Below are 25,529 nucleotides of genomic sequence, written 5' to 3' on the forward strand. Positions count from 1 at the left end.
AAACCGTTTTACTTGGTTGGTGTTGGAGCCTGTACGGATTGCCCCAGCTGCAGCGCTGGAGGGAACCTGTACGTGATCGGCATGGCGTCCCCCTGATCCTCGATCAGTGAAAGCATGATTTTGGCGGCTTGCATTCCCATCTCGTAGGCAGGCTGCCGGATGGTTGTGATAGCCGGGTTGTAGATCCGGGCAAATTCAGCATCATCAATCCCAATCACTGACAATTGGCCGGGGATTGCAATGGAGTGGCGGTTCGCATATTTCAGGATTTCCCCCAGCACCAGATCGTTGGCTGCGAGCAGGGCCGTCGGCGGCTGCGGCAGGCTTAACAGTTCATCCAGCGCGGAAGCAATGGCTTCTCTTGGCACACTGCGCACGTACTCATCATTCATCCTGAGGCCCGCCTCCTCCATGGCCTTTCTGTAGCCGCTCATCCGCTCCTTACGCGGGGTAATCGCATGCTCTCCAAGCGGGAGCGACAAGATAGCGATATTCTCATGACCCTTCCCGGTTAGCTCTTTGATGGCAGTTTTGACGGCCATTTCGTTGTCGAGCAGCAGGCTCTGGGTCGTGATCCCTTCTACCAGCCGGTCCATGAATACAAGCGGATATTCCGCTTCGATCAACCGGGTATAGGGAGAGGGATGATCTCCGGTCGGAAAAATAATCAATCCATCCACCTGGCGGGCCACAAGCGCCTCTACATGTGTATTTTCTTTATCCGCATTCTCATCACTATTACAAATAATTACCTGGATGCCATGGCGCTGCAGTTCATTCTCGATCGCCCGGATGCACTGGATCGACAGCGAATAATCGAGATTCGCCACAATAATTCCAACCATATGCGTGCGGTTCTGCTTCAGGCTTCGGGCTAGCCCGTTAGGCTGATAATTCAGCTCCTCGATTACATCGGCAATACGGTTTTTGGTCGCTTCGCTCATATATTTGAACCGTTTATTTAGAAATTGCGAGACCGTGCTTTTGGATACTCCCGCCTTCTGGGCAACATCTTCAATCGTCAGCTTCTTCATATTTTCCGCTCCACTCTATATAGAAAATACCGGATTTCCCAAACCGCTCGGCGAGAGCGAATTCACGCAGAAAAGCCATACTTTCCGAACTCACTCAGAAAGTATAGCTTTTTTTTAGTAAATTATCTAGTAATCATTATTAATAATTGCGGAAGACCTATTTACTAGGCGTTGCAGAAGGCTCGATCTTTTGGCCGTATTCTTCATACACCCAATCATAATACCACTGCTGGCCGCTCCGTATATTGATCTCTACCGTACGCGCCTCCCCCTTTACTTCATAATGGGCCACGAAATAATCCTCTTTGGTATCAATCGCAATTGTGCCATAATGAGTCTTTGCAGGCCGTTCTTTCTTCTCCGTCGTAATGGTTCCTGTGAGCACCTGTGACTTCCCGGTTGCTATGTCCAGCAGCTTGCTGTGCTGTGTATATCCACCTTTTCCATCCTTAGTATAATTGACCAGTAGCACTTCCTCTCTGTCCGGATCAGTAGCCATGAAGGAATAGTATAAGGATAAAGTAAAAGATGAATCAAACGATAAGAGCTCTCTGGGAACGATTACTTCCCCTGCTTCAGCCTTTCTGAGATCTATAACGGAAAGCTTGCCTGTGTTAGGCATCCGATCTGCGCCCAGCGTATAAGTGTTGTGGGAAAACAGAAGATAATCTCCGGCGCCATAGATGTAACCTAAATCAAAATAGGTTTGTGCCCCTCCTGCATACAGCGGAAAAGTATATATTCTTTTAGCTGAAGCGGCTGACAACTCCGAATGTCCTTTGGGGGTCAAATACAGGGTGTATGGTTCTGTGTTATGTGTAAATTTCGGCTTCATGTAATCTACCATTGGCGGTGGAGGTGACCATACAATCCCTGCGGATGTTTCAACAGCAATTGCCCGCGACTTATTTCTGTCCAGAGGCATAGGCATATAATACTTCAATCCGCCGATTTCAAACTCTGCGGAGCTCATGTACAATCCTAATCCTTGTGAGGGCGCCGATGGAGAAGGTGTAGGCTGAACCACCGCGCCTGTGGTCTTCTTCCAGAGCGAGGACAGCTGCCCGGCAACATTTCCCTTGCCACCCGGCGGCCAGATCAGAACACCGAACACCATGAGAGCGGCCAGGCAGGTGAGGCCGAGGCTTTTGAATGAACGGAATTTAGACTTTGATGCCCCCTTACTGCCTGCAGCTGCTTCTATCCGGGCCATCAACTCCGGGGTAAAGCCATCCTCTGCAAAAGGGCTTCGGCCAGCCTTGGCATACCAGTCTTTTGCTCCAGTCATTACCACATTGTCTTTCTCTTCATCTCCTGATCTCATAAGTCCTCCTCCTTCATCGCCGCTCTCACTTTATCCCTGGCCCGGGCCAGTCTGGATTTGACCGTCCCCTGAGCCACACCGAGCAGAGCTGACATCTCCGCCACAGACAAGTCCTGCTGGATATCCAGGACCAGCACCTCCCGGTGCTTATCCGGCAGCGCCAGGATGATCTCCCAGATCCGGCTGACCACCTGGTTGCCGATGGCTTCTTTTTCTGCGGAAGATGCCTGCCCGGGGCCTTGCCGGTCTCCAAGCGGACTGAATCTGTGCCAGAAGCTGTTCCGTCTGAAGCTGAACGCTGTATTGCGTGTAATTGTCAGCAACCAGGTTTTTATCGTAGATTGACCGCGGTACTTGCCGATCCCCTTGTACGCCTTCAGAAACACCTCCTGGCTGATATCATTTGCCTGTTCCCGGCTGCGGGTCAGAAAAAAAGCATAATGCCACACATCGGACCCGTAGGTCTCCATCATTTCACGCAGCGTCATGGTTGGCGCATAGGCCACGGCATAGGGCAATTCTTTGCTCTGCATCTCTCTCACCTCTCGCCTAATAAGACTCTTCAGGCTGCAAATGGTTCCCTCCGGTTCCAGGAATAATTGACAAAATATTTATTGTGATTGAAAAAGGGCAGACTGCGGATCTTACCGGAGAACCCTCTGCTGGCAAAACCAAGATCATCCTTCTAATCACGGATTCTATAAGGTGTAAAAAGGCGAAATTCTCATTGATGTCGTTAATGTGAGTGATATCAAGGAGTCTCCGGCTCCAGCTTATGACGTACAGTGATCCCCCCCGGCCGGACCTCCATCTGGATCTCACCCTGCAGATCGGTCCGGTACACAGCGGTGCTGCTGTCAGCCAGACGCTTCAACACATCGCCATTCGGATGTCCATAGAGATTATTAACTCCTGCGGAAATTACAGCTGCACCGGGTTTCCAGAAGTTCAGCCAGGCAGTGCCCGTTGCTGTTTTGCTGCCATGATGAGCTACCTTCAGCACATCAATCGGGCCGCTGCTTCTGATCCCGGCCTCTGTACCGCCAAGCAGAATTGCATCCTCCGCAGCCTTATCCATATCCCCTGTAAAAAGAAAACTCCGGCCGTTCATCTGCAGCCGGAAGGCGACGGATTCGTGATTCTGTTCCTCCACCTCCGGAAGCACGGCCTCCCCTGCCTTGTGCGGGTCCGGCCAGAGGAACATCAGCTCCGTCTTGTCATCCGGAGCAAGTACCTGCCCCTGCTGCACCGGATACAGCTTGGCTCCTGCCGCAAGCGCTGTATTCATTAGCTTGCTATAAGACTCTCCCTTGGCTAGGGTTCTATTGAACAGTAGCGAAGAGACAGGCATTCCCTCCAGCACAGCCTGCAGCCCCCCGGCATGGTCCTGGTCCCCATGGGTCAAGATGACGGCATCTAGCCGGTGGATACCCCGTTGCTTCAGTAAAGGCAGCAGCGTCTTGGCTCCGACCTCGAACGGGCTTCGGCGGATGCGCCATGCTTCCTTTTTGCCAAAGCTGACAGTGCCACCGCCATCCACCAAAATATGGGCTCCTCCTGGGGTGGTGATCAAAATACTGTCGCCCTGTCCAACATCCAGATAACTCACCCGTCCGGCACCGCCCAAGTGCTCCGAATGATAGCCCCTATACAACAGCAGAACCATTGCAGCTATACCGATTAGGATAGCCCTTCCACTCCAACGCAAGGAGTCCGGCATCTGAAAGTGCAGTTGCACCGCATTACTCCCGGCTCCGTTCCATATCCCTGCACGCCTTATTCCTTTGCCATCAGCCGGTTGATCCAGCTCCGCCAGCGGCTTCGTTTCATCCTCCATGGCCTGTGGAGCCAGCCGCGCTTCTGTACGCCGCTGCATGGTGTAGAGCACCCCATAGAGGAGACCATAATACATACCCATCCACAGCAAAGAAGGAGAACTCCAGATCGTTACACCCCCGGACCATCCATTTGTCCACTCCACAGCGCGAAATGTAGCATCATTCAGCAGTTCCGCAACATGCGCGGTTATACAGGCAGCCGTATCCCAGAGCCGGCTAAGCAGCAGCGCAAGTGTTCCCAGCGGCAGCACCAGAAACGTAATAAAAGGGACAAACACCAAATTAGCGGCGAAGGAGAGCAATGAAAACTGGTTGAAGTAGTAGATGGTCAGCGGAAAAGACACCAGCTGTGCAATCAGTGTAACCGATACGGCACCACCCAGCCAGCGGGGCAGCCTGTGCAGCAGCGGGTTCACAAGAGGAACATAGATCATGAGTCCCGCCGTCACGAGAAAAGACAGCTGGAAGCTTACGCTAAGCAGCAAATACGGATTCCAGACCAGCATGATCAGCGCCGCTGCTGCGAGAATATTCATCCCGTCCTTCAGCATGCCGAACCGGGCAGCGAGCAGGGCAATCATACTCATGATGCCGGCCCGTACAATGGATGGCCCGGCGCCGGACAACAGCACATACACAGGCACTAGTAACAGAGTGACTGTGAAGGCTGTTTCCCTGGTAAGGCGGCAGCGTCTAAGGATGAACAAAATCACGCCGACGTACACCGCGACATGCATCCCTGAGATCGCCAGAATATGCGTTAGGCCCAGCTGCGAGAACTGTTTGAACGTTTCTTCATCTAAATCGTCCTGTATGCCCAGGACCAGGCCTTTCATGTATCCTGCATGCGGCTCCTGAAACAAGCGGTCCATCTCTGCTCCAAGAGCAGCCCGTACATTATCGTTCCAGCGTAGAATGCTGGCGGGATGCCAGGAGGCAGGGGAAGTAGCCTGTACACTTGCCGTACCTTCCCCCTTAAGAAGCCAGTGAATTCTCTGCGTCAGTAAATATGAGCGGTAATCAAAACCACCGAAATTCCGCGCCTCTCCAGGCTGCTCCAGCTCTCCCTGAATGACTACCCTATCTCCCCTCTTCCATTTGGCAGCCACAGCGATCTCCGGTTCAGCCTGAAGCTTGATTTGCACAGCGATCCGTTCGCCTGCCGCACCTGCTCCTGGGTCCCGGTCCACTCGCTGATTCTGCGCATCGACTTGTTTGCTGGTTCCGCTTAGCCCCATCCGTGCCAGCTTCACTGTAAAGCTTACGCGGTCCCCATCCCGCTCCACGGGGGAGACGATTACGCCTCCCGCAGTTACAAAGGACTCATTCAGCTCCACCATGGATTGACCCCATGCAACCGGAAGCAGGCTGACATTTCTTCCTTCGTTCCATTCCCAGTACAGGGCTGCCGTAACCAGTGACAGCCCTAGCAATGCAGCGGTTTTCCACCCGCTTCTCCCGCTGACAGCACAGATTGCAAGCAGCAGCAGACAACCCGCTGTGTAGATCAGCAGCTCATTTCCGGAGAACAGGCAGCCCGCCGCATTCCCCACGACCCAGCACACCGCAAAGCTTAACAGCGGCCTTTTTTTCATCCATATTCCTCCTCGTACTTGTATGTTGTATTTCTCATAGCCGTAAGCGAGCTGTGACTCTTAGGTGCGGATTCAACAAAAAAGAACCCCTGCATACGCAAAAATCGCGTGTACAGAGGTTCTTCCCCTGATACTTATCCTTAGTTCGGTTACCGCCGCTTGCCTGTTATTCCGATACGGTGATCATCGTTTCCTTTGGCGGCTCATAATTCTCCAATTGCCGGAAGATGATGCCTTTGGAGCCCAGCATGGCCTCCACCTTCTCCATATCTTTGCGGTAAGGACGCAGATAGACAATCTCTACAATTCCGCTGTTGGCCAGCATATTGGCACAGGTCCAGCAGGGTTCGTCCGTGACATAGACAGTGCTGCCCTCCCGGTCGCTCCGGTCTGTGAACAGCAGCAGGTTCTGCTCGGCGTGAATGGTGCGGATGCAGCGCTGCTTCATCACCATCGTCTCCACACCATTCACCACTTCACGTTCATATTGCTCCGAGACCATGCAGCCTGCTTCTGAGCAATCCGGCACACCCATTGGGGCGCCATTATAGGCCGTGCCCAGCAGCTTCTTGCCCTGTACCAGTACCGCACCGACATGGCGGCGGGAGCAACGCGAACGTGTGGAGACCATGCAGGCAATATCCATGAAGTAAGTATCCCAATTTTTGCGGTAGGCTACAGTCATTAGTTATCTCTACTTTCTCTTTGATAGTTGTTCATTATTGTAGCATATAGCGGCGGTTTTTCACTAGGACATCGGATACGGAAAAACCTGTCCCTTCCGCTTTTATTATAACAGTCTGCTTAATGAATATCAGACCTGCAATAGCTGCGCCGTCTAGCTTAAAAACCTACTAGCGGTTTCAGCTTTTCCAGCATCTTCGGCCCGATGCCCTTCACCCCGCCCAAATCCGCTAAGCTGCGAAAAGCTCCCTTGCTGCTGCGGTAGTCTATAATCGCCTGCGCCTTCTTCTCCCCAATGCCAGGCAGATTCATTAGGGCAGCAGCATCTGCTGTGTTAACGTTTATTTTGCCTTCTGCCGAAGCCTGCCCTGAAGACACTTCGCTCCCCGAAGCCTCTGCTTCGCTTGCAACTGCTGTGGCTGCTGCGCCGTTCCCTGTTGTTGCTGTTCCGCTGGACCCTGCGGTACCCGCGTTGCTTTCAATATCAGATGCGCCCGCAGCTCCACCCCCTGCGGTTCCAGTTGATTCTGCCACATTGTCCCCTGCCACTGGCCTTCCTCCTGTCACCGTACCTCCAGCCACATCGCCTGTTACCACGGCATCTGCTCTATCACCCTTTTTCTGTTCATCCGTTTGATTACCAATGCCCTTCTCATCTTTCCCCCCCGCGGCCACTGCTGTTCCCGGCTCGTCCGCTGTGCCCAGCGCCTGCGCCATACTGGCATTCAGCGTCTCCCAGCCGCCGATGCCCTTATTCTCTTCCCGGTCCGCCGCCCATACCAATCCGCCGCCAAGCAGTGCAGCAGCGAATACCGAAGCTATTCCTTTTTTATTCATATCCTGTCCTCCTCTGAAAAATATAATTTATGGTAAAAATCTATCCGCCCGTATATTTTCAAAAATGTAGTTGAAACCTGTCATTTGTCCAAGACTCCTGCGCATACATTTAACGAAGAGTATTCCTGCAAGGCCATAGCCATACCGAAAGGAGGGTACCCTAGATGAAGGTGGGATTTATCGGAACGGGCAGCATGGGCAGTCTGCTTATAGACGCCTTCCTGTCTTCGGGTGCGCTTGAGCCATGTGATGTGCTGGCCAGCAACCGCAGCCCGAACAGGCTTCTGCAGCTTCAAAAACGCCATCCGGACATCACCATCGGCAGCAACAGGGAAACTGCGGACGGAAGCGATATCGTCTTCCTCTGTGTTAAACCGCTGGAATTCAAATCCCTGATCGATGAAATCTTTTCTTCCTTGCGGAGCGAACAGATTGTTGTATCCATCACCAGCCCAGTGATGCTATACCATCTGGAATCCGCGCTGCCGTCCAAAATAGCCAAAATCATTCCCAGCATCACCCACTGTGCCAAAAGCGGAACTTCACTTTGCATATTCGGCAGCAGGCTTACTAAACAAGATCGGCTCCTGCTGCTGGAGCTGCTGTCTTTCATAGGGGTTCCACTGGAAATTCAAGAAAGGCATACCCGGATCGCCTCAGATTTCTCCAGCTGCGGTCCCGCGTTCATCAGTTTTTTTCTTGAGCGGTGGATTGAAGCCGCTGTTGAGGCCACAGGTATAGATGAGGTCCTGCTTGGCCGGCTAGCTGGTGAAATGCTGCTAGGCACAGGCAAACTGCTGACCGAAAGTAATTTCACTCCACAGGAGCTGCAGGAGCGGGTCGCCGTGCGCGGCGGCATTACCGCGGAAGCACTTAACCATTTGCGGACCAGTCTGGAAGGGGTTTTTGAGCAGCTAATCCTCACCACACATGATAAATTCGATGAAGATGTCGAAAAGCTGGACGCCTTATTCGGTCTGGGTGGAATCGTTCAGGATCCGCTCGACCGTTAGAATCCCTCCACCGGTATATATCCGGCACCCTGGCTGCCAAAACCAAGAAAGCCCGCAGCACGGATTACTCCGTTGCTGCGGGCAGAATTGCGTTCTTCGCTTAACCCACTACTATATTGACCAGTTTGCCGGGAACCGCGATGATCTTGCGTACGGTTTTGCCCTCGATGGCTGCCTTCACATTCGGAAGCGACAGCGCATGGTTCTGCATATCTTCCTGACCCATATCCTGCGGGATCAGTGCGCGCTGTACGATTTTACCATTTACCTGAACAACGATTTCCACTTCGGCATCTACAGTCAACGCTTCATCATAAGCCGGCCAAGCCACATAGCTGATGCTGCCTTCATGACCGAGCAGCTGCCACAGCTCCTCCGCAATATGTGGTGCGAGTGGCGACAGCATCTGTACGAAATGTTCTGCTGCTTCAGAGGACAAGGTCTCCTGCTTGTAAGCGTCGTTGATGAAAATCATCAGCTGGCTGATCGCTGTATTGAAGCGCAGGTGCTCGAAGTCCTCCGTGACCTTCTTGAGTGTCTTGTGCCAGGTCCGTTTGAACTCGTCGGTACCGCCATCCGGGGTAATTTTTGCGCTGATGCTGCCGTCCTCATTCACGAACAGGCGCCATACGCGGGAGAGGAAGCGGTGAATGCCTTCGACACCTTTTTCATTCCATGGCTTCGTCGCTTCCAGCGGCCCCATGAACATCTCATAGACACGCAGTGTATCCGCTCCAAAAGCCTCTACAATTTCATCCGGGTTAATGACATTGCCGCGCGACTTGCTCATCTTCTCATTGTTATTCCCCAGGATCATGCCTTGATTCACCAGCTTATGGAACGGTTCCTTCGTATCCACTACACCGATGTCGTACAGAACCTTATGCCAAAAGCGTGCGTACAGCAGATGCAGTACCGCATGCTCGGCTCCGCCGATGTACAGGTCAACAGGCAGCCATTCCTTCTGCTTCTCCGGTGAACACAGCTCCTTGTCATTACGCGGATCAATATAACGCAGGTAGTACCAGCAGCTGCCGGCCCATTGCGGCATGGTGTTCGTCTCGCGGCGCGCCTTCATGCCGGTCTCCGGATCCATCGTTTCGACCCACTCCGTCACATTGGCCAGCGGGGATTCTCCTGTGCCTGATGGGCGGATGGAATCCACTTCCGGCAGCAACAGCGGCAGCTCATCTACAGGGACCGTCTTCATCGTGCCGTCTTCCAGGTGCAGAATCGGAATCGGCTCGCCCCAATAGCGTTGGCGGCTGAACAGCCAGTCGCGCAGGCGGTAGGTCACTTTCCCTTTGCCGCTGCCTTTTTCTTCGAGCCAGGCAATCATCTTCGCAATCGCTTCTTTATTGTCCAGACCATTCAGGAAGTCCGAATTCACATGGGGTCCGTCGCCGCTGTAGGCCTCTTCTCCGACATTTCCGCCCTGTACCACTTCAATGATCTTCAGACCAAACTGCTTGGCGAATTCCCAGTCGCGTGTATCATGTCCCGGCACCGCCATAATGGCTCCCGTTCCATACCCGGCAAGCACATAATCGGCGATCCAAACCGGCACCTGTGCACCATTCACCGGATTGACGGCGTAGGCACCCGTAAAGACACCGGATTTCTCTTTAGCCAGATCGGTACGCTCAAGGTCGCTCTTGCGTGAAGCCTTGTCGCGGTATTCCGATACAGCTGCCTTCTGCTCTTCTGTCGTAATAAGATCAACCAGCTTATGCTCCGGTGCCAGTACACAGTAGCTTGCTCCGAACAAAGTATCCGGGCGGGTCGTGAATACCTCCAGGCTGGCATCATGACCTTCAATAGCAAAAATCACTTCTGCACCCGTCGACTTGCCAATCCAGTTTCGCTGCATATCCTTGATGCTTTCTTCCCAGTCCAGCTCTTCCAGATCCTCAAGCAGGCGTTCAGCGTACTCCGTAATTTTCAGAATCCACTGGCGCATCGGTCTGCGGACCACAGGATGGCCGCCGCGCTCGCTTTTTCCGTCGATAACTTCTTCGTTTGCCAGAACCGTTCCCAGTGCTTCACACCAGTTGACCGACACCTCTGCCACATAGGCCAAGCCGCGGTTGTATAGCTGAATAAATATCCACTGTGTCCATTTGTAATACTCCGGATCGGTTGTGCTGATCTCGCGGTCCCAATCATAGGAGAAGCCCAGCGATTTGATCTGCCGGCGGAAATTATCAATGTTCTTCACCGTTATCTCGCGTGGATGCTGTCCGGTATCCATCGCATACTGCTCTGCCGGAAGTCCGAAGGCATCCCAGCCCATCGGGTGCAGCACATTGTAGCCACGCATCCGTTTGTAGCGGGAGACAATGTCTGTCGCCGTGTAGCCTTCCGGGTGGCCTACGTGCAGCCCTGCGCCTGAAGGATACGGGAACATATCCAATGCGTAGAATTTTGGCTTGTTAACCTCTTCACCTGTCTTGAACGTCTTGTTCTCATCCCAGAACTTCTGCCATTTCGGCTCAATCACCTGGGCACGGTAGCCTGTGGGGGCTGTTGTACTTGCTGCTTTGTTGTCGCTCATTGTATGCTCCTCCTTGGAGTGTTGTTTACTTAGTTAAACTGCCTCTTTTAAAAGAATTCAGGGAATAAAACTATACTGCAAAAAAGTTTTGGGCTTCCGATCGCTGTTATTCTCTGATTTCTTGATTTGAACCGCTCTATGCGGTAGAAATCCGAGAATAGCACATGCTTCCGATGTGAGCTTTCCTTGGGAAAGCTTTCAGGCGAACACTTTGTTTCTACAGCTCCAAAATTTTTCTCCGTTCCGTTTCCCTGTAACTTTTTAAATCCACCCGTTTTGCCTGCGGGCAGTAAAGTCCAAGAATCAGCTCAGAATTCGCTGTTCCGCTGGATATGGCCCCAATACCGCAAAAAAACCTCCCATCCCTAGCGTATTATCGCTAGGGACGAGAGGTTTGAATTCCCGTGGTACCACCCTAGTTAGCGGCTGGATATACTTTATCCTGCCACTCACTTTGACACCCGGTATCGGGGGTGAATCGACGACGCTTCAGACGTGGGCTTCAAGCATCTGCTTGCGGACCCTGCGGCTTAACACCGTTACTCCGAGGTGAGTTCATTCTTCTCCGTTAACCGGCTCGCACCCTGCGCCGGCTCTCTGCAATAACGGTCTCACGAATTAATACTCCTCTTCATCGCACTGCTATGCTTACTGATTATTAATCAGTAATGTTCCCCACATTATATACAAAAGAAGCAGTTAGAGTCAATGATTTCCGCTTGCGGCTGTACAGAATCAGCAATCTATGAGCGATACGCCCTCATAAATCGGCTTACACCGGCTTACGCCGTATATAATACGCGAGAAAATGCTGAATCACTACTTTGCCGGCCGCAAAAACCGGTACAGCCAGGATCAGACCGATCATTCCGGCCACTTCTCCACCCACCAGCAGTGCAAAAATAATCAGCAACGGATGCAAATGCAGCCGTCGTCCCACCACCTGCGGCGAAATGACGTTGCTCTCCAGCATCTGGCACAAGGTGTTAACCACAGCAACGAGCAGTACAAGGCGAAGCGAGAGGGTCGAAGCCATTACTATGGCGGGTGCTGCACCCAGAAAAGGCCCCATATACGGAACGATGTTGAACACAGCCACCACACAGGCAAACAGCAATGCATAAGGCATGCCGATAATCGCATAGCCGATGTAGGCCAGTACCCCGATTATCAGACAAACTAGAAACTGCCCACGGATATAGTTACCGAGCGCATCATCAATATCCTTAAGCAGCTTGACCATAGACTTGCGGCGCGAGCGTGGCAGACAAGCGACAACGGTCCGTTCGAATACATCGAAATCCTTGAGAATGTAGAATACCAGAAAAGGCACGATAAAGGCGTTGAACAGCAGGCCAATGGTCGACCCAATGTTATCAAGAAAATGGGAAATGCCTGCTGCCAGCCGGTTTTCCAGCTGAAAAAACCAGTTGTTCATGCCCATCTCGACACCAGGCGGAATCAATCTGTTATTCATGTTACGCATGAGTCCCTGTGCATGCAGTGTCATCTCCGGCAAATGCTCGTTCAATTCTTCAAGCTGCTCGATGAACATCGGAATCAGATTGATGGCAATAACTGCGAGCGAGGTCAGAAATACGGCATAGATGAGCAGCACGGCAACACTGCGCGGCATTTTTCTCCCGGCGAGCATACTCACAACAGGATTCAGCACATACGAGATAATCATAGCTGCCAGGAACGGCGCAAGGATGGCTTTGAGAAAGACGAAAACTCCCATCAGCATCGGACGGAGGAGCCACACGAAATATAATATGATCAGGGCAAGCAGTACTCCGATCATCCGGCGGAACCATTTACTTTGGGACCATTGCTCCATGAATGTACACTCCCTAGCGGTAATTCTGGACTGGCTTCGTAGATAAGTATATGTATACCCGCAGCAAAATAACCGCCGTTTTCTTGTTCTTTACGGCAGCTTTCTTTAGAGATTCTGTGATCTTCGCAAAAAACGCCCAAATCCCCCTGCCGCATGTTGCTGCAAGGAGTTTTGGGCGCATTAGGCAATATGTAATTCTGATCCTGAACCAGCGGTCACTGATTTAGGAAGACGCATGAATCTGCGGGAAATCCTGGGCAATCTCTTCCCCGGAGAACAAATCGTCAAGCGAGCTGAGTGTGCCGTCTTCTTCAACCTGATACACCGACATTTTCTCGCCGTTGACCGTCAGTTCGATGAAGCAGCCCCAGCAATAGAACTGGTGGGAACCGATCTTGCCGATATCCTTCGAGTTGCAGTTTGGACACTTCATATAAAACATTCCACCTATCCGTTAACAATATTAATGGCTTTTTGAAGCCGTTCTTCGCTCATCGCGGGAACCAGTACGGAATTCTCCCCAATGGACATTCCATCAGAACAAGGCAGCCATTTGCGGCCTTCGATCAAATCAGTTACTAACCCGTCACTGATTTCCAGCGCTACTATTGTGTTTCCCAACTTTTGGTCAAAATAAACATCAGATACGCGTCCGAGGATCGTTCCGGATGCTGTAAGCACCTGAAGATCCTTTAATTTATTTTTTCCCAAAAGAAATGTATAAGGTATATGGTCAGTATCGGCCTTCACAATCGACTCTTTACTGCGGATCATGACAGCATCCTCGCCATAAGCGACGATATCTTCCCATGCCACAACTTTCACATGACTGGAGAAAAAAGTTTTACTTTCCAGTTCAATACCCGTTATATTCCAGTTTGAATCCAGTAAAACGTCGACAATTTTGCCGATTTCGTTACCTTCTTCAACCTCGTATACAGCCAAGCCAATCATTTCTTGAAGTTTCATGGCTGTTGATGTCCCCTTTTACTTTGAGTGTACTTACGGGTTCCCTTAGGTTGAAGAGCACTCAAACACTGTAACGGCAACGTGGCTACATTTAGCCTAATCCTTTTTACGCAGCCGGTTCAGGATGGTTTCAACTTTTTGGGCCACGTACTCCATTTCTTCACTAGTATTACCCAAACCTGTGCTAAATCGAATCGCAGAATTCAAAAGATCCTCCGGAAGCTTCATTGCCTGCAGCACATGCGAGATCTCCAGCGAACCTGAGGTGCAGGCCGAACCGCTCGCGGCAGCAATCCCTTCCATATCAAGGTTCATCAGCAGCACATCGGTTCTCGCTCCGGGAAAGCTCAAATTCAGTATACCGGGCAAAAATTCCTGCCTGTCTCCGTTAATCACGTAGCCCTTCCGCCCGATCCGGCGGTCCAGCTCCTCCAGCAGTGCTGTTCGCAGCATGAGTGCCTTATCCCTGCGCTCTTCCAACCCGGTTACTGCAAGCTCCACTGCCTTGGAGAACCCGGCTGAGTTCGCCAGACTTTCGGTTCCGGCCCGTCTGCCGCGTTCCTGCAATCCGCCGTGCTGTCTCGGATACAAGGGGGCCCCGCGCCGGACATACAACCCGCCGATCCCTTGGGGACCGCCTATTTTGTGGGCACTGAAGCTCATATAATCCACAGGCAGCTCACGTAGAGTTATAGGTAGCATTCCCAGTGCCTGTACAGCATCGACATGGAACAGAATCCCGTGCGCTGCGGCTACTCTGCCAATCTCTTGTATAGGTTCTACAGTTCCTACTTCATTATTCGCGTACATTACGCTGATCAGCACCGTATCTTCGCGCAATGCGGCTTCTACATCAGGAGCAGATACCCGCCCTGCAGCATCAACCGGCAGATACGTGATGGTGAAGCCCTGCTTCTCCAGCGCTTCGCAGGTATGCAGCACCGCGTGATGCTCGACGGCTGTCGTAATGATATGTTTCCCTTTATGGGCAGAGGCCGCAGCCGCTCCGAACAGGGCAAGATTATCGCTCTCCGTGCCGCCGCTGGTGAACACCCATTCATCTGGCGCACAGCCCAAAAAGCCCGCGATGGTATCGCGCGCGCCATTGATAATCTTTTTGGCGGAACGTCCGTACGTGTGCACACTGGACGCATTGCCATATTGCTCAAGCAGCATATTATACATGACCTTGGCCACCTCCGGATGAACCGGGGTTGATGCAGCATGGTCCAAATAGATCGGTTTCATAACGATGTTCTCCGCTTCTGGTTATTCAGGATTTTCATACAGGACTACTCGATTATACTGCTGAACCTGGTCTTTTACTACCTGTCAATAAACACAATATTGTAACATTTTAGGGGGTCAGTTTCAGCTGGGCTTCAGCTTATTTTCAGCATGCATTCAGCTTTCTTTCCGATATAGTAATGTGGGCTTTTTGGAAAATAGAGGAACATCTACTGAGAGGGGACAGCAAATGTCACTATCCATTAACAACTATTACAATAAGAAGTACTACGACAACTACAATCAAACCAGTGGCAACACAAACGCTGCCCGGACACGTTCCTCCTCCATTGGAGAAGTAAACAGCATAGGCACTACAGATGCTGCAGATTTCAGTGAAATCGCCAAGCTGTTCTTCAATTTGGATGGAACGGATGAAACTGGAGGGGAAAACTTCACGAATAATTATTCGCCAGCCTCGCTGGGCTCCATACAGGGCTCCCTGTACGGCAGCGGGGATATGAAAGCTCTGTTAGCACAAATTCAAATGGGCATAGGCTCTACCGGTATGGATTCAACAGCTTTGGCAGCTACTGATGAATCCGGCAGCAGTCTGAGCTCATTGCAGAATCTGCTCGGCAGCAATGGTCTCTCCTATTTAAGCGGGGACGCGCTTTCTTCACTCCTTCAATCCGTTTCATCTGATTCTTCTGTGGCCGGTTATAACGGTGTCAATACTTTGAATAGAGCCAAAGCATCTACAGGAATTCCTGCAATGCTGCAATCCATGGGCGGATTCACTCCTGCTTTTGCCTGGGGTCTGAATAGCTTGGACAACTCATACAGCTCTGATCATGCAGATAGTATAGCCCGTACAAACGGGCTAAGCGGGTTAACATCACTGGAGGCGGGTCTGACTTCCGAGGATATGAAGTCCGTACTGGCCCATCTGCAGAGCAGTCTTGAATCGGCTGCAAGCAACAGAAGCACATCTGCGGGCAAATCCAATCCACTGGCCTCAGTCCAAACGATGTTGTCCTCAGTGAACTTGTAATGAATTAATAATGATTTCCTCCAGTTGATCAGAAGCCCACTTCCAAAAAAGGCTGTGGCAGAGGTTCATAGCCTCTGCAGCAGCCTTTTTGCGCACACCAGACAGCAGCTTACTTCTCCGGGGAGTCCAATTGCTCCAATCTGGAAGCAAGCTGTTCCTCGGAAATGACCTCAATGCCACTGCGTCTAAGCAGCGCAGAGGTCACACCCTGGCCGGGAATCTTCAGGCCGGAGAATGTCCCGTTGTAAATCATGGAGCTGCCGCAGGAAGGGCTGTTCTCCTTAAGAACTACGATTGTCGCCTCCACCTTACGTGCCTGCTCAAGTGCCTCATAGGCGCCTTGAATATACATTCCGGTGACATCGTTTCCGAGCCGGTCTATGACCATAGCCGTTCCGTCAAGCACCGCATCCCCGTCTCCGCCAACAATCTCCGCCGGTTCCCTCGGAGTGGAGAACCCGCCAAGGAGCTCGGGGCAGACGGCAACCGCCTGATTGTTGTCCAGCAGCTTCTGAATGGTCTCATCCAGGCAAGCGGTGCCGTTGTATCTTACTTTCATGCCTGCCAGGCAGGAGCTTACGATAATCATAGGATGCACTCCTTCGCTATCATCCGCATCTTCCTATATAATGGATGCTGAGAAATACAAAGAGCATAGCATGAGGGCTTCAACACTGTAAACAAGCCCCTGCCATAACTTCATAGATCCGGGGAGGCCACTGCAAGATGTGCGGAAGATATACCATTATGGTAAGCATGGAAGAATTGATGCTCCATTATTTTATCGAGGATACCACCATTGTCCATTATGCACCGAAATACAATGCAGCCCCCATGCAGAGTCTTCCGGCGGTCATTCATGACGGTAAGCAGAACAGACTCGGACAGCTGCGCTGGGGGCTGGTTCCTTCTTGGTCAAAAGACGACAAGCAAGGCAGCAAAATGATTAATGCGCGCCAGGAATCGCTTCAGGACAAACCCTCCTTCAGGAACCTGCTCAGCTCGCGCCGCTGCATCATTCCGGCAGACGGCTTCTACGAATGGAAACGGCAAGCGGGCAACAAACAGCCGATGCGGATTGTGATGAAGAGCGGTGAGCTTTTCTCCATGGCGGGTCTGTACGATATCTGGATGGATACCAGCGGCAACCGGCTTGGCACCTGCACTATTATTACCACCGGGCCCAACCGTCTGATGGCAGATATTCATGACCGCATGCCGGTGATTCTCAGCCGTGAAGCGGAATCGGAGTGGCTTGACCGTAATAATCATGAGGTTCCGAACCTGATGAAGCTGCTGCAGCCCTATGCTGCAGAAGAAATGCGGGCATATCCGGTGTCAGCGGCAGTAGGCAATGTGCGCAATGACTATAAGGCATTGGTTGATGAAGTTTCCACTTCTATACCTTTCAAGCTCTACTGATCAGGAATACTCTATTATATGTTGTCTGTTTTTAAATCGAGTTGAACCTACACTAAAATATATCAGCTACAAGGTAGTCGCGGGAACCCGCTTTGAGAGATTGGGTATGCTTTTCAAAGATCATTAGCGCACTTTTTCCTGCAGATACCCCATGAATGAGGATACTGAAATTTTGGGTGTATGGTGACCAGCATATGTACGTGATCTGGCATCAACTGTCCTTCTAGGATCTCCAGCCCCCTTATACTTACATAAACGTTTGATTATTTCGATCAAGTCTTTCCTCACTTGATTATAAATCTCTTTCCGCCTATACTTCGGGGTGAATATAATGTGGTATCAGCACATCCACTTTGTGTGCGCCCTCCTCATCAAACCGTACGTGAGGTTTTCCCTCATACGGCTTTCCGATGTTTGTCATTCATGGGCATGCAGATCACAATAGCTTTCTTAGTCCATACATATTGGCAATATACTTAACCTCAGGTAATAAACTCATCCATCTCCCGCGTTGTCTCTTCTTCCATCCCTGAATCTTTGGATTGAGCCATTTCACATGTTCCGCGAACGATTTTGCACGCATACCGGGTGGGGCTAGTCTTTCTTTGACCACACCTCGAATACGTTCCTCTGCCTTCTTCGTTAGCCACTGTTGCGTGGTATAGTACACTTTCCCTTGAGACGTTTCCGCTTTCGTTTTTCGGTGGTGCATCCCTAAGAAATCGAATGCTTTGTCTCCTGTCCATAAGCCTACAATGCGAGTTTTGGTCGGGTGTAGGGTTAACTCTAGACGTTCCATGATTCTGCGTATAAGTTCATACGCATGTTCGGCGTCCTTTTTGGTTTTACAGCCCACGACCAAATCGTCTGCATACCTAGTCAATTCTCCCCACCCACTTCCGTGTTTCTCCCACAACCGGTCAAAGTAGTTCAGGTAGATAATCGCCAGTAGCGGTGAGATCACCCCACCTTGCGGTGTCCTTAAATCGGAGCGCCTTACGTTTCCTTCTTCCATCCCCCCCTGAAGCCACTTCCAAAAAAAATTCCGTGTGGGGGAGGGTCTCCCCAGTTCACTGCATTATCTTTCAACCCATGCCGTTCCCTTTACGCCGGAGGGTTCTTCACTGTTGTACCAAGTTCTTTACAGCTTCCATGGCCCTCGTCCAGTTTAGCGAGACTCGGCACCCTCTTTTCCCCTTTGCAGGGCCTTTTTGACGACGCGGCAGGATTCACTTCATGTTGCGGCCTGGATTGTCGCTCGCCCTGTCTCTGACAGGTACTTTTGTCGATGCCTTTTACACACAGATTTCGCCATGCGCAAGCACCCTAGCTACAAAAGTGGCTTGGCCCCTCTCTTGGTTGGATTTGCACCAACTAGATAATACGTGCCTCTGGGCACGCCTAAACACAAAAACAGATGCTGCGAATCCCGCAGCATCTGTTTGCTTATTAATCGCCGGTTATCTCTGCAGCATCCGTTCAACCATGACTGCTGCTTCCGCTCTGTTCGCATGTCCTAGCGGATTGATTGTATTTCCCGCATTGCCTTTGATAATACCGTGTTTGATCAAAGATGAGATACTTCCTGCTGCATAGTTTGCAACCTGATCCGCATCGGCAAACTGCTTCAATTCACTTGCCTGATCGCCTTCTGACAGCTTTCCGGCAACGGTCAAAGCTTTTGCTGCAAGAACCATCATATCCTGTCTGGTGATTTCGCCTCTCGGATTGTACAGGTTGCCTCCCATACCATTTGCTATCCCAAGCTTTTTAGCGATTCCCAGCGCTTGATAGTAATAGTCGCCTTGATTAACATCGGCAAAGTTGGAGTCCAAGCCCGCCTTCAAGTCAAGTGCTCTCACGAGCAGAACTATAAAGTCAGCACGCGTAATCTTTTTCCCTGGCTCGAAAGTTGTTTCCGACGTGCCCATGACAATGCCTTTTGCTGCCAAAGCGGTGATTGCCTTTTCGGCCCATCCGTAATTGGTCAAATCCTTGAACGTATTCTTCGGCGTTTCTTGCGAAGGTTCTGGTTTTGCCGGTTCTGATGGCTTCGTTTCCGGTTTTACCGGTGTTGGCGATGGCGTTGGCGATGGAGATACAGGACTGCTGTTACCTCCGCCCTGATTATTGTCACCACTTCCGCCGGTTGTTACTTTTTTGACAGTGATGACAATTTCCATTTCATCCGTCAGCGAACCGTCGCTAACGACAAATTTCACTTTATAGCTTCCGGCCTGATCCTTTCCGGGAATCCAGCTGAACGTTCTCGTATCTGCAGCGAATGTCGCTCCTTTTGGCAGATTCTCTGCCCGGTAAGTCAGCACCTTGCTGTCTGCATCGTCAGCGCCCACCTGGAAGGTCAGCTTGTTGTCTTCATTTACTTCCTGATTGGCGGTCTTTATGAACTTAGGCGCATGATTGACCGGTGTTTCACCCTTCAGCGCCGCTTCGCACTTGGACAGGAACGCTTCGATCTCGGCAGCCGTCACATTCAACTTCGTATACAGCTTGCCGGATTCCTCATACAATTTTTTCAATTCTTCCGAATTCTGCCCTGCAAGCTTCTTCTGCATTTCCAGCAACTGATCAATCTGAACCATCTTGCTTCGCGTCGCGTACTCCGTATAGACCTGCTTGATTTGTCCGCTCGTCAGCGCTGTGCTATACAAGCGTCCGACGGAAATATTACCGTCCAGCACAGCTCCTGCTCCTCCGTCCGGATTCGGATCGCCCGGCAAAGCAAAATGGAGGTCGGGATGATGGACGTCTCCGGAAGCATCAGTGGAGTTCACCAGTTTGCCGTCCAGATACAATTTGATAATACTGCCGTCGTAGGTCGCCGCCAGATGATAGTACTTGTCCTTCTCAAGCTGAACGCCTACCCGCTTGTAACTGCCGCCGATATGCGCCCAGATTTCCATTAATCCGGAATCGGTCGATTCGAAACCAATGCCTCCGCCCTGCGTGTTCATCAGCACACCCATATCGGCAATCTTGTTCATTTTGAATACCGTTTCCAGCGTGAATTGCTTCGTTACCTTGTCTCTTTGCTCTTGCGAGAAAGGAATCTTGATGAAGTTATTGCTCTGGCCGTCAAACACGGCAACATGTTTCTTCACCGAATTGTCGTACTCAAACTTTACATCACCTACAACCTCACCATTAAGCTTCGAAGCCGAGCTATCGGTTGCCTTCCCGTCCAGGAAGTTGAAATCAAACACATCCGCCTTGGGAGTCTCTGTGTTGTACAGCATCGCGGTCCCAAAGCCTTCCGTCGTTCTCCAGGACTGGGACGTTTCATTCTTGCTCCAGAACAGGGTCGAATCGAATGCATCCATGCCGTCATTATCGTCTACGCCGATATCGAAGCCAAGGCTTTTATTCACTTGCGGATCAATGCCGAGGGATTTCCACGGGATTGCCATTTCAACGGCCCAGCCTTTAGCGGTTTTCTTCTGGGCTTTTTTGATATCGTCAGCATTTCTTCCCTCCGAACCACCACCGAAGCCGAATACCTTGGAGCTGCCGTCCTCCGTGTAACCATAACCGATCTGTACATCGTAAGGAACTTCGTAGCTGCCCTTCTTGTCATTGTTCGCGTCAATAAAGACGCTGATTTCATCGCCAAGCCACAGCTTCCGCTCGACCAGCTTACTGTCCTCAATATCGACCCCTACATACAAATAGTCTTTATCCCACAGCAGACCATAATTGGCCTTATTTTCCCGTACTGCAGAATCCTTCAGTAATTGTTCGATCGGCGTCTTGATCTTCCAGCTGCTATCGCTCAGATTACCGTCAATGACCGGTGCGTTCTTCGTTTCCGCAGCCCATGTAAGCACGCCCGGAATATCCGTTCCTTCCTCGGCATCGGTGCTAGTTTTTGTCGTTGCAGTGCCCCGCAGCGGCTGAACACTCTCCTTGCCCCACGAATCAATGGCTGTTACGGTAAAAATATATTCCGTTCCGCCCTTCAAGCCGGATACCGGCGTAGACATCTGCTTGGCTCTGGGATCGAGATAGAAATCCGAGAACATCAGAAATTCCTTTTCAACCACACCCGTCGCCTTGTTGATCGCTTGAATCTTGTAGGAATGCACCAGATCCTCGTCTTGTCCCTGGTCAAACGTAAGCTTTACCGAATTTTCCTTCACATCCGAAACAGTAAGCATCGCACTATTGTCGAAATAAGGATTGGCGCTTTGCTCTTTACGTGCGTCGGTGTACATGAATTTGCTCTTATCGCCGGGACTTTCAATGATCCAGTCATCCTTGATGACCCGGTCATTATCAAAATCGAGACGCTTCACCCGAACGTCGTTGGTTGTCTTGTCCACTTCAACCAGCAGCCCCTGGTTGAAATCGTAGGGGCTTGGGGGAATGCTACCGCCGAGCTTGCCGTTTTCCAATTCAATATAAGTCAGCGCGCCGTCGTTGATGGAGGTGAAATCCTTTTGATAAATCGATCTTTCGTCATTGAGCGCATAATGCGAGTGACCGGAGAATGTAATGACCTGAGGATAACTCTTCAGTACATCATACAGCTCCGAATTTCCCCAATCGTCACTGCCATACACCGTGTCCTTAGGCGGCTGGTGAATGGAGACAAAGATAGGCTTGTCCGGTGCATCAGCTGCCGCCTTCTTTAATTCTTCCTTCAGCCAAGGCTTGGCCTTGGTGAAAATTCCGTTGACCTCATTACTTTCCGTGCTTACCTGGATGAAATGATAGCCATCGATAATTTCATGTGAATTGATCTCCGCCCCAAGGTTATCGGTAAATCTCTTCTGCGAAATCTCAGGAGACAGGCCGGCGTAATAATCGGTCCAGTAATCATGATTGCCCATTGTGTACAGCTTTTTAACTCCGGCCTTGCCATACTTATTCAGTGTACCCAGAAAGCGGGTATATTGCGCCTGAGACCCGGTGTTGGCCAAATCTCCGACCATAATGTATGCCTTCAGATTCGGCGCCATGTTGTTGACCGTCGTCAGAGCCTTCGCGAACTTATCATCCTGTATGGACGCTTCATCGTTGATGTGCACATCGCTCCATACGGAAAAAGTCAGTTTGTTTTTTTGTTCATCGGCAAGAAGTAGGTTCGCTCGTACCAGCAAAGCGGCAATTTCAGCCCCGGTAATATTCATTTTGCCATTCGCCGCAGCAATATCTGAAACGAGCTGCTTCAGTTCGTCCGTCGGCTTGGAGCTGAGCAGAGTCTGAAGCTCCGTATTCTTGGCGAACAACTGATCAATCTCATTCAATTTGCCGCGATCCGCCTGCTCTTCATACAGCTTCTTGATATCTTCTGCTGATAAAGCATCGTTGTACAGGCGGGCAATCGAAACTTTGCCATCCAGCACAACACTGGCAGAATCCCCCGCCCCCGGGTCACCTCCGACGGCAAAATTCATATCCGGCTGATAGACGTCTCCGGATGCAGCAACCGATCCTGCCAGCTCACCGTTCAAATACAAGCTGACGGCGCTGCCGTCGTAGGTCGCAGCCAGATGATAATACTTGTCCTTCTCAAGCTGCACGCCTACCCGCTTGTAGCTGCCGCCGATATGCGCCCAGATTTCCATTAATCCGGAATCGTTCGATTCGAAGCCTATGCCTCCGCCTTCGGTATTCATCAGAACGCCCATATCGGCAATCTTGTTCATCTTGAATACCGTTTCCAGCGTAAACTTCTTTGCCACCTTATCCCTTTGCTCTTGAGAGAACGGAATTTTGATAAAATTATTGCTCTCTCCATTAAATACAGCTACATGTTTCTTAACCGCACTGTCGTATTCAATTTTCACACCACCAACAACTTCCCCACCCAGCTTTGCTGGCGAACTGTCGGTCGCTTTCCCGTCGAGAAAATTGAGATCAAATACCCGGTCTGCATATACGGCTTCGGCAACCGACCCATATACCGCTTTTACGACGCGAGGCGTTTCATTGTCCTGCGCCATAGCTACGAAAGCCGAATAGTTCGGCTGATGAAACGAACTTGCTTCCGTAGCTGCTGAATCGTTAGCAATTTCACTCGGATCGGCCATTGCGCTTCCATTTAAAACCGTTCCCGCTAACAAGCTGCTTATCACCAAAAGCCGGCTTACTTTTGCCCCAAACGTTTTTTTCAGGAACACTTGAACTCCCACTCCCATTCTGTTATTTTGTGGTTTATTTCATTTATTTTTGTTGTTTCTTGCACACTATTCAATATATCAGCCAATTGTTAAAGGGAAATCAACGTAATATTAACTTTTTTCCTGTGAACTTCTTTTTTTCTCCGATAATCATGTTGACATTTGTGTTTTTCTGTTGCAGTTTAGTATTAGATGTCAGGAAAGGATGGAATACAATGCTAAATATCAAAGCCATCATTTTTGATCTGGACAATACATTATTATGGGACGATAGAAGTAATAACGAAGCATTCCAGGCCACTTGCCGGGTTGCTGCGGAAAAGGCGCCGCTCCAACCAAACATTTTGGAAAAACACGTTCGTAAAGCAGCACTAAAGCTGTTCATTTCTATGGAAATTTATGAATGGGCCAATATGATTGAAGTCACTTACTTGGAAGCGCTTTGGGGGCGGTTTGATTCCGATCATTATCCTGCTTTTCGCAAGCTCAAACAATTGGCTCCTGTGTATCAGAAAGAATCCTGGACCCGCGGGTTGCAAGAGCTTGGCATTGACGATCCGGAAATGGGACAACAGCTTGCCGAAAGATTTATTAAAGAACGCAGTAATCGTCATTTGATATACGAAGATACTTTCCGTGTTCTGGATGCTCTGCATAATCATTACTCGCTTCTTCTACTAACCAACGGAGCGCCTAGTCTGCAGCAAGAAAAAGTAGATGGCATTCCCGGACTGGCAGACTACTTCGATCAGATTATCATTTCAGGCGCGTTCGGCGCGGGAAAGCCGCATCCTTCAATTTTCCATCAGGCGATGAATCTGCTTGGAATTTCTTCTGAAGAGGGGATTATGGTAGGAGACAATTTGAATACAGATATTAAGGGAGCTAACAGTATCGGCTTGCGAAGCGTTTGGATCAATCATGAAGGAAGAACCGTTCCTGCCGATAATCGGCCTACCTATGAAATTCAACAGTTATCGGAGCTTCTGAGCATTTTACAGCTAGCACCCCAGCTATAAGTAGAAACGGCTACGCCGTCCTTAAAAGGACGGTATCCGTTTCAGCGAGAAATAGAAGGATGATTTATGGCGTAAAACATATAAATCCTTATATTTTAAAAAAGAGCCGGGCAGGTCCAAAGATCTGCTCGACTCTTTTTTTATTCACAAGAAATCCAAAATATCCCGTTATTCTCAAGCTGATCTTTCCAATCCTTTGGATACTCCTGATCCGATACTATAATATTCACATCGTCCAGAGTAATGATCTTGGCAAAAGATTGTACCCCTATTTTGGATTGGTCTGCCAATACAATGACTTCCCTTGCAGCCTCGGCAAACAGTTTGGAAATGTATGTTTCGTTTAAATCATAATCTGTCACGCCTCCCGTCAGGGAAAGACCTCCAGCGGACAAAAACGCCTTGTTCAGAAAAAAATGACCTATCACTTGCTCGCAAAGTGGTCCCATTAAGGACTGCTGCTCCGGGTTTAACTGCCCTCCGAGTACAAATACTTTGCCTGTAAACCGATTGTTATTCAATGCCTCCGAAAGGTACGCGGCGATCGGCAGCGAGTTGGTAACCACGGTAATATTTCGTTTTCCATGAATCGCTTTGGCCAGCTCCATCATAGTAGTACCTATATCCAGTGCAATGGTGTCACCATCCTTGATCAGTTCCGCCGCCCGTGCTCCGATTTTCTTTTTGGCTTCGATATTCAGATGAGTGCGTTTCTGCAAAGGGGGTTCCCCAGACTCATATCCGGAGCGAACCGCTCCTCCATAAACCCTTTGAAGTTTGCTCTCTGCCTCAAGCGCATCCAGGTCCCGGCGTATCGTTTCCGTGGAAACCCCCAGCTTTTTGGCCATCGGAATCACTTTCACTTTGCCTTCGCGAAGCAGCGTCTGTAAGATGATTTCTTTTCTTTCCTGAGCCAAGAGTGTCAACCCATTCACCACCGTCAATTGATATAAATATTAGTTTCAGTATACTGGAT

Annotated in this window: 19 protein-coding genes, 1 pseudogene and 1 other annotated feature; of the genes and pseudogenes, 4 read left to right on the forward strand and 16 right to left on the reverse strand. The window is 50.4% G+C overall.

What is annotated here, in order from left to right; genetic code table 11:
- Nucleotides 1-8 precede the first annotated feature (8 nt).
- The 6 genes from ACTJKB_RS27780 to ACTJKB_RS27805 all read right to left on the reverse strand — a co-directional run bounded on the left by ACTJKB_RS27780 (nucleotide 9) and on the right by ACTJKB_RS27805 (nucleotide 7,312).
- Nucleotides 9-1,034, reverse strand: coding sequence for a LacI family DNA-binding transcriptional regulator (locus tag ACTJKB_RS27780; RefSeq protein WP_440837558.1), 1,026 nt, complete (start codon nucleotides 1,032-1,034; stop codon nucleotides 9-11).
- A gap of 157 nt (nucleotides 1,035-1,191) precedes the next feature.
- Nucleotides 1,192-2,358 carry a hypothetical protein gene (locus ACTJKB_RS27785; protein ID WP_440837559.1) on the reverse strand — a complete coding sequence of 389 codons (1,167 nt, stop codon included), beginning with the start codon at nucleotides 2,356-2,358 and terminating at the stop codon, nucleotides 1,192-1,194.
- Complete coding sequence (locus tag ACTJKB_RS27790) at nucleotides 2,355-2,891, reverse strand: RNA polymerase sigma factor (RefSeq protein WP_440837560.1); 537 nt, start codon at nucleotides 2,889-2,891, stop codon at nucleotides 2,355-2,357. The genes ACTJKB_RS27785 and ACTJKB_RS27790 overlap by 4 nt, the downstream gene beginning before the upstream one ends.
- 218 nt (nucleotides 2,892-3,109) lie before the next feature.
- Entirely contained in the window at nucleotides 3,110-5,791 is a 2,682-nt protein-coding gene (locus ACTJKB_RS27795) for a ComEC/Rec2 family competence protein (protein ID WP_440837561.1), read from the reverse strand.
- Between the two features lie 166 nt (nucleotides 5,792-5,957).
- A complete protein-coding gene (locus ACTJKB_RS27800; RefSeq protein ID WP_074086294.1) occupies nucleotides 5,958-6,476 on the reverse strand; it encodes a deoxycytidylate deaminase in 519 nt (172 codons plus the stop codon).
- Between the two features lie 158 nt (nucleotides 6,477-6,634).
- On the reverse strand, nucleotides 6,635-7,312 hold the full coding sequence (locus ACTJKB_RS27805) for a ComEA family DNA-binding protein (protein ID WP_440837562.1): 678 nt from the start codon (nucleotides 7,310-7,312) through the stop codon (nucleotides 6,635-6,637).
- Nucleotides 7,313-7,476: 164 nt separating this feature from the next.
- Here ACTJKB_RS27805 and comER point away from each other — a divergent pair, with 164 nt between their 5' ends.
- The gene (comER, locus tag ACTJKB_RS27810) at nucleotides 7,477-8,325 is read left to right on the forward strand and encodes a late competence protein ComER (protein WP_440837563.1); all 849 of its coding nucleotides are present in this window, start codon (nucleotides 7,477-7,479) and stop codon (nucleotides 8,323-8,325) included.
- Nucleotides 8,326-8,425: 100 nt separating this feature from the next.
- On the opposite strand, the gene leuS is transcribed toward comER, so the two are convergent.
- The 5 genes from leuS to ACTJKB_RS27835 all read right to left on the reverse strand — a co-directional run bounded on the left by leuS (nucleotide 8,426) and on the right by ACTJKB_RS27835 (nucleotide 14,936).
- Nucleotides 8,426-10,879, reverse strand: a complete 2,454-nt coding sequence (gene leuS, locus ACTJKB_RS27815; protein WP_440837564.1) for a leucine--tRNA ligase — start codon at nucleotides 10,877-10,879, stop codon at nucleotides 8,426-8,428.
- A 378-nt stretch (nucleotides 10,880-11,257) separates the two neighbouring features.
- Nucleotides 11,258-11,523: a binding site (T-box leader), on the reverse strand.
- A 128-nt stretch (nucleotides 11,524-11,651) separates the two neighbouring features.
- Nucleotides 11,652-12,719: an AI-2E family transporter gene (locus tag ACTJKB_RS27820; protein WP_074101927.1), complete on the reverse strand. Its 1,068-nt coding sequence runs from the start codon at nucleotides 12,717-12,719 to the stop codon at nucleotides 11,652-11,654.
- 223 nt (nucleotides 12,720-12,942) lie between these two features.
- Nucleotides 12,943-13,152: a hypothetical protein gene (locus ACTJKB_RS27825; protein WP_042179559.1), complete on the reverse strand. Its 210-nt coding sequence runs from the start codon at nucleotides 13,150-13,152 to the stop codon at nucleotides 12,943-12,945.
- Nucleotides 13,153-13,166: 14 nt separating this feature from the next.
- Nucleotides 13,167-13,688, reverse strand: coding sequence for a PRC-barrel domain-containing protein (locus ACTJKB_RS27830; protein WP_074086289.1), 522 nt, complete (start codon nucleotides 13,686-13,688; stop codon nucleotides 13,167-13,169).
- A gap of 96 nt (nucleotides 13,689-13,784) precedes the next feature.
- Complete coding sequence (locus ACTJKB_RS27835) at nucleotides 13,785-14,936, reverse strand: cysteine desulfurase family protein (RefSeq protein WP_440837565.1); 1,152 nt, start codon at nucleotides 14,934-14,936, stop codon at nucleotides 13,785-13,787.
- Nucleotides 14,937-15,165: 229 nt separating this feature from the next.
- On the opposite strand from ACTJKB_RS27835, the gene ACTJKB_RS27840 reads away from it, so the two are divergent.
- A complete protein-coding gene (locus ACTJKB_RS27840) occupies nucleotides 15,166-15,969 on the forward strand; it encodes a hypothetical protein (protein ID WP_440837566.1) in 804 nt (267 codons plus the stop codon).
- 109 nt (nucleotides 15,970-16,078) lie between these two features.
- Here the strand turns inward: ACTJKB_RS27840 and ACTJKB_RS27845 are convergent, their stop codons facing one another.
- Entirely contained in the window at nucleotides 16,079-16,558 is a 480-nt protein-coding gene (locus ACTJKB_RS27845) for a DUF523 domain-containing protein (protein WP_440837567.1), read from the reverse strand.
- A gap of 137 nt (nucleotides 16,559-16,695) precedes the next feature.
- Between ACTJKB_RS27845 and ACTJKB_RS27850 the strand changes: the two genes are divergently transcribed.
- A complete protein-coding gene (locus ACTJKB_RS27850; RefSeq protein WP_440837568.1) occupies nucleotides 16,696-17,391 on the forward strand; it encodes an SOS response-associated peptidase in 696 nt (231 codons plus the stop codon).
- Nucleotides 17,392-17,464: 73 nt separating this feature from the next.
- Here the strand turns inward: ACTJKB_RS27850 and tnpA are convergent.
- The 3 genes and pseudogenes from tnpA to ACTJKB_RS27865 form a co-directional block, all read right to left on the reverse strand.
- Nucleotides 17,465-17,724 (reverse strand): annotated as a pseudogene (gene tnpA / locus ACTJKB_RS27855) (IS200/IS605 family transposase); the annotation flags it as partial.
- Nucleotides 17,725-17,827: 103 nt separating this feature from the next.
- Nucleotides 17,828-18,460 (reverse strand): reverse transcriptase domain-containing protein, encoded by a 633-nt coding sequence (locus ACTJKB_RS27860; RefSeq protein ID WP_440837613.1) that lies wholly within the window; start codon nucleotides 18,458-18,460, stop codon nucleotides 17,828-17,830.
- 391 nt (nucleotides 18,461-18,851) lie between these two features.
- On the reverse strand, nucleotides 18,852-23,444 hold the full coding sequence (locus ACTJKB_RS27865) for a LamG-like jellyroll fold domain-containing protein (RefSeq protein ID WP_440837569.1): 4,593 nt from the start codon (nucleotides 23,442-23,444) through the stop codon (nucleotides 18,852-18,854).
- A 305-nt stretch (nucleotides 23,445-23,749) separates the two neighbouring features.
- Between ACTJKB_RS27865 and ACTJKB_RS27870 the strand changes: the two genes are divergently transcribed.
- On the forward strand, nucleotides 23,750-24,553 hold the full coding sequence (locus tag ACTJKB_RS27870; RefSeq protein WP_440837570.1) for an HAD family hydrolase: 804 nt from the start codon (nucleotides 23,750-23,752) through the stop codon (nucleotides 24,551-24,553).
- A gap of 140 nt (nucleotides 24,554-24,693) precedes the next feature.
- Here the strand turns inward: ACTJKB_RS27870 and ACTJKB_RS27875 are convergent, their stop codons facing one another.
- Nucleotides 24,694-25,491 carry a DeoR/GlpR family DNA-binding transcription regulator gene (locus tag ACTJKB_RS27875; protein ID WP_440837614.1) on the reverse strand — a complete coding sequence of 266 codons (798 nt, stop codon included), beginning with the start codon at nucleotides 25,489-25,491 and terminating at the stop codon, nucleotides 24,694-24,696.
- Nucleotides 25,492-25,529 lie beyond the last annotated feature (38 nt).

This window comes from Paenibacillus sp. 22594, assembly GCF_052044425.1.
Classification (GTDB): domain Bacteria; phylum Bacillota; class Bacilli; order Paenibacillales; family Paenibacillaceae; genus Paenibacillus_AQ.

Excerpts from the sequence above, each read along its gene's own strand:
- ACTJKB_RS27780 (WP_440837558.1), bottom strand. The coding sequence starts at position 1,034 with ATGAAGAAGCTGACGATTGAAGATGTTGCCCAGAAGGCGGGAGTATCC.
- comER (WP_440837563.1), top strand. The coding sequence starts at position 7,477 with ATGAAGGTGGGATTTATCGGAACGGGCAGCATGGGCAGTCTGCTTATA.
- ACTJKB_RS27805 (WP_440837562.1), bottom strand. The coding sequence starts at position 7,312 with ATGAATAAAAAAGGAATAGCTTCGGTATTCGCTGCTGCACTGCTTGGC.
- ACTJKB_RS27825 (WP_042179559.1), bottom strand. The coding sequence starts at position 13,152 with ATGAAGTGTCCAAACTGCAACTCGAAGGATATCGGCAAGATCGGTTCC.
- ACTJKB_RS27830 (WP_074086289.1), bottom strand. The coding sequence starts at position 13,688 with ATGAAACTTCAAGAAATGATTGGCTTGGCTGTATACGAGGTTGAAGAA.
- ACTJKB_RS27800 (WP_074086294.1), bottom strand. The coding sequence starts at position 6,476 with ATGACTGTAGCCTACCGCAAAAATTGGGATACTTACTTCATGGATATT.
- ACTJKB_RS27790 (WP_440837560.1), bottom strand. The coding sequence starts at position 2,891 with ATGCAGAGCAAAGAATTGCCCTATGCCGTGGCCTATGCGCCAACCATG.
- ACTJKB_RS27795 (WP_440837561.1), bottom strand. The coding sequence starts at position 5,791 with ATGAAAAAAAGGCCGCTGTTAAGCTTTGCGGTGTGCTGGGTCGTGGGG.
- ACTJKB_RS27845 (WP_440837567.1), bottom strand. The coding sequence starts at position 16,558 with ATGATTATCGTAAGCTCCTGCCTGGCAGGCATGAAAGTAAGATACAAC.
- ACTJKB_RS27870 (WP_440837570.1), top strand. The coding sequence starts at position 23,750 with ATGCTAAATATCAAAGCCATCATTTTTGATCTGGACAATACATTATTA.
- leuS (WP_440837564.1), bottom strand. The coding sequence starts at position 10,879 with ATGAGCGACAACAAAGCAGCAAGTACAACAGCCCCCACAGGCTACCGT.
- ACTJKB_RS27865 (WP_440837569.1), bottom strand. The coding sequence starts at position 23,444 with ATGGCCGATCCGAGTGAAATTGCTAACGATTCAGCAGCTACGGAAGCA.
- ACTJKB_RS27850 (WP_440837568.1), top strand. The coding sequence starts at position 16,696 with ATGTGCGGAAGATATACCATTATGGTAAGCATGGAAGAATTGATGCTC.
- ACTJKB_RS27840 (WP_440837566.1), top strand. The coding sequence starts at position 15,166 with ATGTCACTATCCATTAACAACTATTACAATAAGAAGTACTACGACAAC.
- ACTJKB_RS27820 (WP_074101927.1), bottom strand. The coding sequence starts at position 12,719 with ATGGAGCAATGGTCCCAAAGTAAATGGTTCCGCCGGATGATCGGAGTA.
- ACTJKB_RS27785 (WP_440837559.1), bottom strand. The coding sequence starts at position 2,358 with ATGAGATCAGGAGATGAAGAGAAAGACAATGTGGTAATGACTGGAGCA.
- ACTJKB_RS27835 (WP_440837565.1), bottom strand. The coding sequence starts at position 14,936 with ATGAAACCGATCTATTTGGACCATGCTGCATCAACCCCGGTTCATCCG.